This is a genomic window from Cesiribacter sp. SM1 (assembly GCF_020178975.1).
In the GTDB taxonomy this organism is placed as follows: Bacteria; Bacteroidota; Bacteroidia; order Cytophagales; family Cyclobacteriaceae; genus Cesiribacter.
This window is the reverse complement of sequence record NZ_JAHXBU010000094.1, coordinates 537,164-550,218: the sequence shown is the minus strand read 5'-3', so window position 1 is coordinate 550,218 and position 13,055 is coordinate 537,164. Positions and strand designations below refer to the sequence as shown.

At 47.9% G+C, this 13,055-nt stretch carries 13 protein-coding genes and 1 tRNA gene; 7 read left to right on the top strand and 7 right to left on the bottom strand.

Annotated elements, in window-relative coordinates; translation table 11 throughout:
• Window positions 1–67: 67 nt before the first annotated feature.
• Entirely contained in the window at window positions 68–796 is a 729-nt protein-coding gene (locus tag KWJ01_RS26445) for a DNA alkylation repair protein (RefSeq protein ID WP_225000148.1), read from the top strand.
• Window positions 797–985: 189 nt separating this feature from the next.
• A complete protein-coding gene (locus KWJ01_RS26440; RefSeq protein WP_225000147.1) occupies window positions 986–1,600 on the top strand; it encodes a hypothetical protein in 615 nt (204 codons plus the stop codon).
• 61 nt (window positions 1,601–1,661) lie between these two features.
• On the opposite strand, the gene KWJ01_RS26435 is transcribed toward KWJ01_RS26440, so the two are convergent.
• A complete protein-coding gene (locus KWJ01_RS26435) occupies window positions 1,662–2,258 on the bottom strand; it encodes a NifU family protein (RefSeq protein ID WP_225000146.1) in 597 nt (198 codons plus the stop codon).
• Window positions 2,259–2,455: 197 nt separating this feature from the next.
• Between KWJ01_RS26435 and KWJ01_RS26430 the strand changes: the two genes are divergently transcribed.
• The 3 genes from KWJ01_RS26430 to KWJ01_RS26420 all read left to right on the top strand — a co-directional run bounded on the left by KWJ01_RS26430 (window position 2,456) and on the right by KWJ01_RS26420 (window position 5,118).
• On the top strand, window positions 2,456–2,962 hold the full coding sequence (locus KWJ01_RS26430) for a lipocalin family protein (RefSeq protein ID WP_225000145.1): 507 nt from the start codon (window positions 2,456–2,458) through the stop codon (window positions 2,960–2,962).
• 128 nt (window positions 2,963–3,090) lie between these two features.
• Complete coding sequence (locus tag KWJ01_RS26425) at window positions 3,091–3,699, top strand: 3'-5' exonuclease (RefSeq protein ID WP_225000144.1); 609 nt, start codon at window positions 3,091–3,093, stop codon at window positions 3,697–3,699.
• A gap of 129 nt (window positions 3,700–3,828) precedes the next feature.
• Window positions 3,829–5,118, top strand: a complete 1,290-nt coding sequence (locus tag KWJ01_RS26420) for an acetyl-CoA hydrolase/transferase family protein (protein ID WP_225000143.1) — start codon at window positions 3,829–3,831, stop codon at window positions 5,116–5,118.
• Window positions 5,119–5,193: 75 nt separating this feature from the next.
• On the opposite strand, the gene KWJ01_RS26415 is transcribed toward KWJ01_RS26420, so the two are convergent.
• The 4 genes from KWJ01_RS26415 to KWJ01_RS26400 form a co-directional block, all read right to left on the bottom strand.
• Entirely contained in the window at window positions 5,194–6,702 is a 1,509-nt protein-coding gene (locus KWJ01_RS26415) for an ATP-binding protein (RefSeq protein WP_225000142.1), read from the bottom strand.
• A gap of 305 nt (window positions 6,703–7,007) precedes the next feature.
• Window positions 7,008–7,505, bottom strand: a complete 498-nt coding sequence (locus KWJ01_RS26410; RefSeq protein WP_225000141.1) for a hypothetical protein — start codon at window positions 7,503–7,505, stop codon at window positions 7,008–7,010.
• Between the two features lie 308 nt (window positions 7,506–7,813).
• Window positions 7,814–8,614 (bottom strand): (Fe-S)-binding protein, encoded by an 801-nt coding sequence (locus KWJ01_RS26405; protein WP_225000140.1) that lies wholly within the window; start codon window positions 8,612–8,614, stop codon window positions 7,814–7,816.
• An 87-nt stretch (window positions 8,615–8,701) separates the two neighbouring features.
• On the bottom strand, window positions 8,702–10,063 hold the full coding sequence (locus KWJ01_RS26400) for a (Fe-S)-binding protein (protein ID WP_225000139.1): 1,362 nt from the start codon (window positions 10,061–10,063) through the stop codon (window positions 8,702–8,704).
• 120 nt (window positions 10,064–10,183) lie between these two features.
• Between KWJ01_RS26400 and KWJ01_RS26395 the strand changes: the two genes are divergently transcribed.
• A tRNA-Phe gene (locus KWJ01_RS26395) sits at window positions 10,184–10,256 on the top strand.
• 331 nt (window positions 10,257–10,587) lie between these two features.
• Complete coding sequence (locus KWJ01_RS26390; RefSeq protein WP_225000138.1) at window positions 10,588–11,082, top strand: nuclear transport factor 2 family protein; 495 nt, start codon at window positions 10,588–10,590, stop codon at window positions 11,080–11,082.
• 172 nt (window positions 11,083–11,254) lie between these two features.
• Here the strand turns inward: KWJ01_RS26390 and KWJ01_RS26385 are convergent, their stop codons facing one another.
• Both KWJ01_RS26385 and KWJ01_RS26380 read right to left on the bottom strand, forming a co-directional pair.
• Complete coding sequence (locus KWJ01_RS26385; protein ID WP_225000137.1) at window positions 11,255–11,869, bottom strand: DJ-1/PfpI family protein; 615 nt, start codon at window positions 11,867–11,869, stop codon at window positions 11,255–11,257.
• A 160-nt stretch (window positions 11,870–12,029) separates the two neighbouring features.
• Window positions 12,030–13,055 carry a S9 family peptidase gene (locus KWJ01_RS26380; protein ID WP_225000136.1) on the bottom strand — a complete coding sequence of 342 codons (1,026 nt, stop codon included), beginning with the start codon at window positions 13,053–13,055 and terminating at the stop codon, window positions 12,030–12,032.

The following is a 13,055-nucleotide window of genomic DNA, read 5'->3' as shown; positions in this document are numbered from 1 at the left end:
AAATGATTTTCTGGCTACAGATGGCAACTTTCAACCCCACAATTTACTGGCTCCTGATTCAAGAAAAATGGAAACCTCCACCTTCACACCTCTTCAAAGCGTACAGCAGGCGCTGCGGCAAAGGGTAAGGCCTGAAAAGGCTGCACATTATCCAAAATATTTTCAGGCCTATGCCGGTGGTTATGGCGAAGGCGATCAATTTCTGGGTGTAGTAGTGCCTGATAACAGGGCAATAGCCAAAGGCCACTGGCAGCAGCTGGAGCTGCACAATCTTAGTCCGCTACTCCTAAGCGCCTGGCATGAGGAGCGCCTGTGTGGATTATTTATGCTGCTGGAGCGCTACAAAAAGAGCAAAACAGCAGCAGAAAAGGAGGCCTGTGTACAGTGCTACCTGCAGCACCTGCCCGGCATTAACAACTGGGACCTGGTAGATGCAACCGCCTATGACATGCTGGGCCACTGGCTTTTGAACAGAGAACGCTCCCTGCTCTATACCTTTGCCGCCGCCGGCGACCTCTGGCGGCAGCGCATAGCAGTAGTAGCAACCCTGGCTTTTATCCGCAAAGGGCAGTTTACCGATACGCTGTTGCTGGCCGAGAAACTTATGCAGCACCAGCACCCCCTGATGCACAAAGCTATTGGCTGGATGCTGCGCGAGCTGGGCAAAAAAGACGAGCTGGTGCTGGTAGAATTCCTGGACCAGCATTACAGGAACATGCCCCGCACCATGCTGCGCTACGCCATAGAGCGTTTTCCGGAAAATACCCGGCAGGCTTATTTAAAAGGAAAGGTCTAAACCAGCTTTGTTCTTTTACAACCACAGACATCAGCATAGTTTCAGACAGAACAGGAGCAGCTCTAAAACAAAGCGTTTACATAATTTGCCCGCTATTGATATAATGAAAAATATTTGTAATTAAATTCAATATAATTGTGAATCAGATGATTACATTTGCACTCATCTAACAATTTATTTTACATATCAATGAGAGCAAATTTCTATCTGGTGGGTGTGCTGGCATTGTTGGCTATTACATCCTGCGATGACGATGATGCTAAACCAGCATCAGCCCCGATAATGTTTGATGGTAAAGGCTACACTGCACAAAAAGGTTTTGCTTTTGATTTTGGTCCTGACTTAGCAGAAACTCACTACAACTATGATTTTGCTTTGGTAGATCAGGCAAACGTTACATTAGATGATCTGGAGGATGCAGATGAAATAGAAGCAAAGTTTCTATTGTATGCAGAGCTTTTTTCACCAGGTAGTGATGAGTTTCGTACCGGTACTTTTACCTACGATGCTCAGGCTACTGATGTAGAAGGTGATTACTATTTCAATCAATTAAGTCTTGTTGTAGATAGTAATAACGACGGCAAACTTAGCGATTCAGATAACGAGTATTTACCTCAGTCTGGCACAGTTACAGTTTCCGGTTCTGCCAATAACTACACCCTTTCGCTTGATCTTACCATGGCTGGTGGTAAGAAACTAACAGGTAGCTACTCAGGAAATTTTCAATATTTTGATTTTGGAGGTGAGCGTGCTCCGGACGGAGATTTGCGGAAAACAAATACGTCAAAGCTTATTCTAAAATGAAATCTTCAATCAAACAAAAAGCCAGCTTATTATGCTGGCTTTTTGTTTGATTTATGTTTTCTTAAACGCCCTGCGCTTCTACACTCTGCACCTCAGGCACCATGCGTTTCAGCAGGTTTTCGATGCCGGCCTTAAGGGTGATGGTTGATGAAGGACAGCCGCTGCAGGAGCCCTGTAGCAACACTTTCACCACGCCATTTTCAAAGCTGTGGAACTGAATGGCACCGCCATCGCTCTCTACTGCCGGGCGAACATACTCGTCCAGAATGTTCACGATCTTAGCCTCAGTATCAGTTTGCGGACCGGCGCCTGCAGCTGCAGTAACTTCGTTCTGTTTGTTCACCAGGGCACGGCCACTTTCCAGGTACTGCTGAATAAGGGCTTTAAGCTCTGACTGTATCTCTATCCACTCTATATCGGCATTTTTAGTTACCGTTACAAAATTGCTCATAAAGAACACCCGCTCAACATAGGGTTTCTCAAACAGCTCCTGTGCTAAAGGAGATGCCTCCGCACTGTTTTTATCAGCAAAATCGTAGGTCTGGCCTTCGGGCAGCAGCATAAAGTTAGCTACAAACTTAAGGCTGTTAGGGTTTGGATTTGCCTCCAGGTAAAGCGTTACGTATCTTTTATTATCGGTTTGTTGATCTGTTTGCATAGGGCAAGAGGTTTATATAAAAAACAGCAAAAAGCAGGATTCGTTCCCCTTTTACCATTGATGTGTGCAAAGGTCGTTCCATTGTGCTGAAAAAACAAGAAAAGTAGAGGAGGAGCAGCACATGGATAAATGAGCAAGGTTAAGGATTGGCATTAGCAGCTTAAAACTTTATATTAAAGCATCACTCTTTTTTTGCAATGCGATCTCTCCCGCTATTACTGCTCTTTACTGTGCTGCTCCTTTGCGCCTGCCAGCAGGAACCTGCCTATCAGCTGCCTGAAAATGCTGCTCAATTCCTGGCAGGCGATACCCTCAAAAGCTGGAAACTGGCCTGGCGCTATAATGGCGGAGTTCGTGTAAGCATGGGGCCCTGCTACTACGGCTACCGGCAAACCTTCAAAACTGATGGTACCTTTCATGATAATAATGGGGAGCAGTCGGCCGACTGTGGCGAATCTATGCATGGGAAATGGTACCTGCGGCACGACAGGGAGAACAAGCCTTACCTTAGCCTGCAGAGCAGCCTCATACCACAGGCCTTTGGTATCGATAAAGACATAAAGGACTTCCAGATCGTTGAGCTTAATGATCAGAAGCTGGTGCTGCGCTTCAGGCATGCGCTGTTTACCAATAAAACCACCCTTATTGAAGATACCCTGGTACCCGAAGATGTTGAAGTAGCCGACAGGGAATTTCACTGGTAAGCAGCTCACCAGTTTAGAGCAGGCTTATCTATGGCTGTCGCAGGTAGCAGTAATCCTTGTTAATAACAGGCGCAGGCCGTAGTGCTGCAACTTTCTGTTCCTGTTGCGGTTGTGTAAAAAACTACCCCATGCGTTACCTAAGTATCGATTTAGAAACTACCGGCTCCGATCCGCTTACCTGCCAGATTATTGAGTTTGCTGCCGTACTGGAAGATACAGAAAAACCCGAAGTACCCGTAGAAGAGCTCCCTTACCTGCGCCTGGCGGTGCATTATGAAATTCTATGCGGTAATGTAGCCGCACTTGCCATGAATGCCAGGCTGCTGCAGGAGATTGCCGATGCAGAGCAGAAAAACAACCTGCCCCCGGACCATTGCCAGGCTGGCGAAGTACTAGCCCGTTTTGCTGAATTTCTGGATGCCCATCAGGTAAACCGGAAGCGCGCCCTGCTGGCTGCCGGTAAAAACTTTGCTTCCTTCGACCTGCCCTTTATTCATAACCTTCCCGGCTATGGTGAGCTGCTCAAAATCAGCAATGCAGTTATAGATCCCGCCCTGCTTTACCTCGACTGGCACAACGACCGAAAGCTACCCAACATGTCTACCTGTAAAGAAAGAGCCGGCTTGTCTGATATTGTAAGCCACCAGGCACTGGATGATGCCCGCGATATTGTACGCCTGCTCCGCCCGTTCTACAAAAAATTTGTTAACCCCGGCCAGCAGGGAGAGGAGCAGTAACACATCCGGCTTAGCGCTGCCGGCCCCCCTTTCATGACTAATATCAACTTTAAGAGAGGCTTAATATCATAAAAAGGTTTACTAACAAGCGTTAGCTTTACTGTATGTTGTACGCAAAGCTATACGCATATGAGCCAGTTTGTTAGTGCCGAAGAAGCTGTAAAGGTGATCAAATCGGGAGACCGGGTGTACATACACAGCGTTGCCGCGGCTCCTGCCGCACTTATAGACGCCATGGTAGCCCGTGCCCCAGAGTTGAAAGATGTTGAAATTGTACACCTGCACACCGAAGGAAAAGCTCCTTATACCGAAGCCCGCTACCAGGATAGCTTTCAGCTACACTCCCTCTTTGTAGGACCTAATGTACGTACAGCCACACAGGAGGGCTTGGCCGACTATATTCCCATCTTCTTAAGTGAAGTACCCAACCTGTTTCGGCGCAATGTGTTGCCGCTGGATGTTGCCCTGGTGCAGGTATCGCCACCAGATAAACACGGCTACTGCAGTCTGGGGCCATCGGTAGAAGCCACCAAAGCGGCCATTGAAAGCGCAAAAATTGTAATTGCACAGGTAAATGTACATATGCCCCATGTATATGGCGATGGCCTGCTGCCCATCAGCAGTTTCAATTACCTGGTTAAGCACAATGTGCCGCTGCACGAACCGCATAACCGCAAATGCAGCGAACAGGCCGGGCAAATTGGCAAGCACATAGCAGCCCTTGTAGAAGATGGTGCTACGCTACAGATGGGAATTGGCGCCATACCCGATGCCGTACTCGCCTCCCTGAGCAACCACAAAGGCCTGGGCGTGCACACCGAAATGTTCTCCGACGGCCTGATGCCCCTGATAGAAAAAGGAGTGGTAACAAACGAGTATAAAGCAGTAATGCGGGGTAAAACCGTATCAGCTTTTGTAATGGGCAGCCAGCGCCTCTATCATTTCATTGACCGTAACCCGGCCATACAGCTCATGGATGTAGCCTTCACCAACGATGTGAGCGTAATACGACAAAACCCCAGGGTAACCGCCATTAACTGCGCCATAGAGGTAGACCTTACCGGCCAGGTTTGTGCCGATTCTATTGGCATGCGGCAGTACAGCGGGGTAGGGGGGCAAATCGATTTTATCAGGGGCGCCTCTTATTCCGAAGGTGGTAAACCTATCATAGCACTTCCTTCTGTTACCTCTCGGGGCGAGAGCAGAATTAACCCGGTATTGCGCCCGGGTGCAGGCGTTGTAACTACCCGTGCCAATGTGCATTACATTGTAACTGAATGGGGTGCTGTAAACCTGTACGGAAAAAGCCTGAAGCAGCGCGCCAAAGCCCTTATTGAAATAGCACATCCGCAACACCGCGAAGCACTGGAGCGTGCAGCTTTTGAGCGCTTCGGGCATATGGCGTACGTGCTTATTTAATGCTGTAGTAAGCTCCTTCTTTTATAGCTTTACTTTTTTGTATCGCTATTTCAGGATGGGGCACCTGCAATTGAACTAGCCTGGCAGCCAGATGGTAAAGGTGGTACCCTCCCCTGGCTGACTTTTAACATCAACATGGCCTCCCAGTATTTCTGCCTGCACTTTAACCAGGTAGAGACCCAGGCCGCGCCCGTCTTTTCCCTCATGGAACCGTTTGTACATCTTAAAAAGCTGATGCCCATGCTGCACTAGGTCAATTCCCGTACCATTGTCTTCTACCACTAAGCTCACACCACCTCTTGATGGTCTTGTTTCTATTTTGATGAAACAGGTACGGTCAGGGTGCCTGTATTTCAGGGCATTGCTGATCAGGTTGTAAAATACACTGTACAGGTAAGACTTTACACTTTGCAGCTGCTTAACCTCCAGGTGCTGGAATACCTCCGCTTCTGCAGATTCCAGCTCGTTATCTAAAGACAGCAGCACATTCTCGAGCAGCTGCTCCAGGTTTACGGGTTCAGATACCTGCCGGCCTTCCTGTATCTGGAGCACCTTTGAGAGATCGAGGATCACCCGATCAAGTGCCGCTGCTGATGATTTTGCATGGAGCATTAGTTCCCTGTTTTCCGGATCGGCCTTTTCCATGTTAAAAAGACTGCATAAGCCCAGCAGGCTGGCAACCGGGCCTCTTAGGTTATGAGAGATGGTATAACTGAACTGCTGCAGCTCTTCCAGCCGTTTGTGCAGCTCCCGGTTGCTGGCATCCAGAATTTTGTTTTTTTCCAGCAGGTGCTGGTGCAGCTGCAGGTTTTCTGCCTGCAGTAACTCCTTCTGCTGCTCTATAAGCTGATTGGCTTCCTGCAGCTGCTGCTGGCTTTCTACCAGTACATCTGCCTGAGCAGAAATTTCTTCGTGCCGTATGCCCAGCTCTTCGTACAAATAGTTGAGCTGCTTATGCCCCTCCATTAGCTCTTCTTCTGCCTGCATCAGCATATTTTTGTAGTATAAAAAGGCTGCTACCATCAGCACAAAGAGTATGATAAAGAGCAGGTGAACAAACCTGTAATAGGGAGAGCCAAAACCCAGCTGGTAGTAACTCACCCCAAAAACAGCATGAATGGAGGTGTGTAACAGTAAATAGAAAAAATTTATCGAAAGCCCTGTAACAAGCATCTTCCGCTCGTTTAAACGAAACAACACCAGGGGTAACAGGGCAGTAATAAGCAGCACCAGGCGGCTTGCAAAAAATGAAAATTCTTCTACCTGTTCATTACTGATTTTTCCCAGCACCGACACAAGCATGGTGGCTGTAGGCACAAAAATGCATATGGCCATGCGGCTGAAGCTGTGATGCCTGCTACGGTTAAGTACCAGTACCCACAGATAAAAGAAACAGGTGATCAGCACAAGATATACCTGGATAACCAGGCCTATGGTAACAGCAATGGCTATGGCAAGTAATACGCTTAGGGTTAACAGAATTAGCGAGAGATTATTGGTAAGCAGAATGATGCGCCGCTCATGCGGACGCATAGACGGATTTACACCCCAATGGCTTACTCTTTCCCACATTCTTATTATCATAAAATTCCGCTATGCATAAAACCTTTGCAAGGTGTGTTACAGCTTTTACATAATGTAGCAGGTGTTAAGCCCGGCCTCCAATGCATTTTTTTTGAAAGCCTTGTGCAGAACAGTACATATTGCCCTAAGAAATACTGCCGTAATGCCTACACCCACAGCGGCGCCTGCCTGCTGCTGCCACCATTAACAGACTGATGGTAAACCCGATACGTGTTTTACAAGAAAAATGGAGTGTACCTGAATAGTGTTAACAAAAGAAAAACCACCGCAAGCCTGCGGTGGTTTAAAATTTTATTTGTTTTTACTTAAACAGCAGCCTTTTTGAAATGCCGTTTTAGCCAGCTTTCTGCAGCAGGTAACAACCATTTTTGCTCCAGCTCAGCCTTAGTGGCTACAAGTGTGTTTACCAGTTGCGTTTGTGGCGTTATCACACCTTCCGCTATCAGCTGCTTTAGCTCACCCAGCGCATAAGCTTTTACCTGCCCATCCTGCAGAAAATAAACCAGGCTGCGTTCGGTAAGGCTAAGACTCAGCTCTTTTTCCAGCATGCGTACATAGCCCATAGAGCTATCGATGGAGCAGCCACTGGCTGCCTGTACACCTTCGTCTACAGCCAAGATCAGAAACTGATCCTCCAGCACCTGGAAACCCGCCTGCAGGGGTGTTCCATGCGTGGCCCAGCTGTTTAAAAATTCAGGTGCGGTATTATTGATAAACGTTAGTTCTTCACTGGTAAAAGCTCTTGGAGCCGCATACACCCAGATGCGGGCAGTAGTGGGCAGTTTGCTGAACGGTATGTGCATAATCTTACTACTTATTCAATCAATATAAAGCAGAATCAGTCTCCTGAAGTTCCTTGTTTAGTCTTGAATTCAAAGTAAACAAACAGAACTGACAGCATCAAACTTAGCGCCAGCAATGTACTATAGGCTGTAACAGACTGCTCATGGTAGACTATACTGCTTTCTCTATCAAAAAGCCGCTCTTCTGAATTATATGGCAGCTTAGATCGCAACCACACCAGCCCTGCAAGCAACACAGCTACTGCACAAAAAACTATTGCTAAAAGCTTAGAGAGTACGCTCATACCGCACAGCCCATACCTCGTACCTCAAAGGCTTCGGTCAATCAGCTCTGCCAGGTCAACTACATTTACTTCGTTTTCTTTATTCTTTGCCTTCACGCCATCTGAAAGCATTACCATACAGAAGGGGCAGGCTACGGCAATGGTCTGGGCGCCGGTGGCAAGCGCTTCTTCTGCACGCTCCACGTTTATATCTTTCGCTTTCTTTGGGTCTGGGAAGCCTGGCTCCGGTTCTTTCCACATCTGGGCACCACCGGCACCGCAGCATAAGCCTTTGGCTTTGCTCCGCTTCATTTCCACCAGCTCGGCATCCAGTGCCTCCAGCACTTCGCGTGGTGCTTCGTAAATTCCATTGCCACGGCCCAGGTAGCAGCTATCATGGTAGGTAATGCGTTTGCCCTTAAATTCACCACCGCCTTTCATGGTAATTTTGCCCTCATTGATAAGCTGCTGCAGAAAGCTGCTGTGGTGCATTACCTCATAGGTACCTCCCAGGGCAGGGTACTCATTTTTCAGCACATTAAAGCAATGTGGGCAGGCAGTTACAATCCGCTTGATCTCGTAGCCATTGAGCACCTGAATGTTGCTCATGGCCTGCATCTGAAAAAGAAATTCATTACCGGCACGGCGGGCAGGATCGCCGGTGCAGCTTTCTTCCGTACCCAGTACGGCAAACTTGATGCCTATCTTATTCAGGATTTTTACAAAGGCACGGGTAACATTTTTGTAGCGGTCGTCGAAGCTACCGGCACAGCCTACCCAAAATAATACATCGGGTGTTTCTCCGGCAGCGGCCAGTTCAGCAACGGTAGGTACTTTATATTCCATCAGATTAATAATTCGTAAGTGGTTGTTTTGGCAGCTGGTGTTTCTACATACCAGCTGCCTGTTAATTTGTACAGGTTAACTTGCTCTTTATGACTCCTTGTTCTCACGAAGAGACTCTGCCCAGTTAAAGCGGTCACTGGGTGGAAATTTCCAGGGGGCAAAGCTGGTTTCGATGTTCTGGAACATCATCTGCCACTCCTGCGGGCTGCTGCTCTCTTCCATGGCCATATAGCGGCGCATCTGCAGAATTACATCCAGCGGGTTAATCATAACAGGGCAGGCTTCCACGCAGGCCTGGCAGGAGGTACAGGCATTGATCTCCTCTTCGGTTATATAATCGCGGAACAGCGATTTGCCGTCTTCCAGACCCGGCCCGCCGGAGTCCAGGCTGTTGCCTACCTCTTCGGCGCGTGCACGTACATCCATTACAATTTTACGCGGCGACAGCTTTTTACCTGTTTGCCATGCCGGGCACATGCTACTGCAGCGCCCGCACTGGGTGCAGGTGTAGGAATCGAGAATGTTTTTCCAGCTTAGGTCATTAATATCTTTGGCACCAAAACGGCCAATTTCCATGCCCTCTCCCGGTGCCTCTGGGGCAGCATGGTCTGGTGCCGTGGTATCGGTAATGCCCAGCATGCTTTTAACCTCGCGGGTTACTTCAGGCATATTACGCATTTCAGCCTTAGGCTTTATATCGGCATAGTAGGTATTGGGGAAAGCCAGGAAAATGTGCAGGTGCTTGGAGTAGGTAATATAAACTGTAAAGGCCAGAATACCGATGATGTGCAGCCACCAGGTTGCCCGCTCAATGATGACAAGGGTAGGGGTGCTTAAGTCCTGGAACAGGGGTGTTAAAAGACCGCTGAAAAAGAAGCTGCCGGTAGCCACATATCGTTCGTCACGGGCCTGCAGGAGGGTATCAGTGGCATTCATGGTCAGGATGGCCGACATAAGTATGATCTCGAAGACTAGGATGAGGTTAGCATCCAGCTTTGGCCAGTGGGTCATTTCCTCTCCTTTAAAGCGGTTTACCTTCAGCACATTACGCCTAATGAGGAAAACCACGCAGGAGATAAGGATGAGCACCGCCAGAAACTCAAACAGGTTTAAGGCAGCGGTATAGAGGCCGTCGCCTCCAATAATGCTGGCAAAAAAACGGTGGGAACCAAAAATACCATCAATCACAAACTCCAGTACCTCAATATTGATTACGAAGAAGCCCACATAGATGAAAAGGTGCAGCACTGCCGGTATGGGGCGCTTAAACATTTTTTTCTGGCCAAAGGCAATCAGCAGCAGGTTGCGCAGGCGTTCGCTTTTATGATCGGTCCGATCCTGCGACTTGCCCAGGTAAATATTGCGGTTAATGTACCTGGCCCGCTTAAAGATCAGCCAGGCAGTAACACCCAGAATAAGTATAAATATGATACGGGGTAAAAATTCCATAAAGGGCTATCTTTTATGAATTGGGGTTGTTTTGATTAAATAATTATTCTCTAAAATATTTTTCTTCAGAAATGTTTGCCAAAATATATTTCTGTACTACTTTTGTACTCCCAATCGGCTGGTGATGTAGCTCAGTTGGTAGAGCAAAGGACTGAAAATCCTTGAGTCGACGGTTCGATTCCGCCCATCACCACTCCCACAAGACCCTTCCCTAACAGCGGAAGGGTTTTTTTGTTTTAGGCTCCTCAATCGTTTGAAAATGTTGTTACTGGTGGTTTTCATAAACCCTAAGGTACAAAAAGATCTGAAAAAATGGTATGCATGCAGACTAATTTGAAGTTGTTCTAAGAAGAAAATGACCGCTGGTGTAAAAGCGCTATTACCAGCGCTGCCAAATATATTATCTTTCCACTGCTTTTCTGGGTAAAGATAGCGCTGCAAATCACCACTTTGTAAATGGCAGCAAGCAGCTCTTTCTTTCCTGTTCCTGCAATAGCTTTTTCCTTATCATCCTTACTTTTTATATGAAGAAAACTCTCATTTTTCTTTTTCTGCTGTGCCTGGGTCTGGGTGCAGCTGCACAGCAATCGGCAGAGCAGGAAGTACTGGCGCTGGAACGCCAATGGCTTGATGCTTATGAGCAAAATGATGCCGCCGCCATGGACCGTATTGTAGCAGAAGGTTTTGAGATCAGGTTTCCGCAGGGAAATGTACAAAACAAGGCAGCGCTCGTAAAAATGGTGCGCGATCATGCCGGCAAACCCGGCACTACAAAGCTCTACACCGTACAAACCGTAGCCACTGCATATCCCGGCACAGTAATTCTCAGGGGTATTGTAGTTTCGGAATTTATGGTTGGTGCAGAAAAGCGGCAGGTGAAGCAATACTACACCGATACCTGGGTACGTACCGAAAAGGGCTGGCAGGTGGCAGCCTCTCACCTCACGGACCTGCCTAAGCCGGGTGCAGCCCAGAAAGCTGAAAGCAGTACTGCAGGTGCTGTTAAAAAAGAGGGCTAAACGAACTGCTGAAAGAGCACAACAGATTTTTTCTGGTATCCTATTTTTTTCAGATACCCACACAAAAAAGGGCAATGGTATGTAAAAGTCCATTGCCCTCCTTTTTTATGAGCCCTTTTGCCTGAAACAGGGGCTACAAGACCCGCTTAGGTAGAAGAACCGAGTGGGACAACTAAGCAGTAACAGCAGCCATTGCAGAGGCTCCCAGGTCAATTTTTGCACCCATCACATCCAGGAATGCACGTATGAACTTTGGATGGGCCGGCCAGGCGGGTGAGGTAACCAGCTTGCCATCTACCACCACATCATCAATGGCAACAGCCTCATAGGTGCCGCCGGCTAAGCCAATTTCAGGCCCAACAGCAGGGTAAGCAGTAAGCCTGCGCCCTTTTATCACACCGGCTACGGTTAATATCTGAATGGCATGGCAAATGGCTGCCAGTGGCTTGTTATTGTTCATGAAGTAACGCACCAGCTCCAGCACCCTTTCGTTTAGCCGCAGGTACTCTGGTGCTCTGCCTCCGGCAATTACAAAGCCATCATAATCGGCAGGGTTAACTTCATCAAAGCTGTAGTTAAGCTGAAAGTTGTGTCCGCGCTTTTCGGAATAGGTCTGGTCTCCTTCAAAATCATGTATAGCCGTTCTAATCACTTCGCCTTTTTTCTTATCCGGGCAAACGGCATGCACTTCGTAGCCTACCATCTGCAGCATCTGAAAAGGCACCATGGTTTCGTAGTCTTCTGCATAGTCGCCGGTGAGAAAGAGGATTTTTTTAGCATTTTCCATTGCTTTAAAAATTAAGGGTTATGATAAAAATTGAGGTATGCTTACACTGGCCAGCAGGCTTCTGCAGAAAAAATCAGCTGTTTGCACAAGCCTGTATGAACCGTAAAAAGGTACAAAAAAATAGTTTAACAACAGGCCGTACAATAGGATTTTTGTAATACTACTTCTTTGCCGGCTGCTGCAGCCACTCGAGCCAGTCCTGCACTACATTATCCCAGTTGTAGTTGTTATAATCTACCTCGCCGGTAGGGGTAAGGCCAAAGTAGTTGTGCTCCAGGCCAGAATATGCCTTGTAGGTAAAGTTGCTTTTTTGCTGCCGCATAGTCTCCACCCGCAGGTAGTCATTGAATATTGCTGCAGTATCTTTAGTACCATAGGTAACCAGCACCGGTATCTCCAGCTGCAGCAGGTTATGCAGCGGAGGTAAGGAAAACTGGTAGGTGGTTTTGGGGGTATCACCCTCTGAGCCATCCAGGCTTTCTGAATTGTTGATCACATACTGCCAGTAGAGTAAATCGCTTTCGGCCTGCGAATCTTCTATAGCCCTGGCCCTGGCTATAAACGACATGATGCGCCCCAGGGGGTTACCGCCGGAATAGACCAGGTGGGTGATTTCGGGCGAAAGGGTTGCCATTTTGGCTGCTATGGTACTACCCTCGGAATGGCCTGCCAGCACCAGCTGCTGATTGCTTACCCAGGGCTGTTCTTTCAGGTAGCTGATCACCGCCAGGTTACGGGCTACATAATAATCCAGGATATTCCGCTCCGAGTACTCTACCGGGAAATGCCCCGTATCCGGATCCAGAAAGGTAAAGTTAGGCGGAAGGTACTTCGATTCTATAACTACCGGAATAAAAGGCTTTCCGACTATGGCCAGGTGGTAATGCTGCAGCAGCTCTGTAGTACGGAAAGGAAAGGTACCGTAAACGCCCTGCTCATCGTATATAATGAGCGGAATAGGCAGTGAACCTTGTATAAAGAGTAATAGTGGTTTTTTTTTCTGCTCCTGTCCTTTTTGCGATAGCACCAGAATATTCACAGGATCTTGCTGAAAGGGCATCTGCAGGTACCTGAAACCAAAGTCCTGGGGTGCTTTGTTCTGCGCAAAGAGGGGAGGGGCTGCCACCAATGCAAGCATCAGCACCAGTAAGGGGGTAAAGAAAAGGCAGGGGCAGCGCTTGTTCAT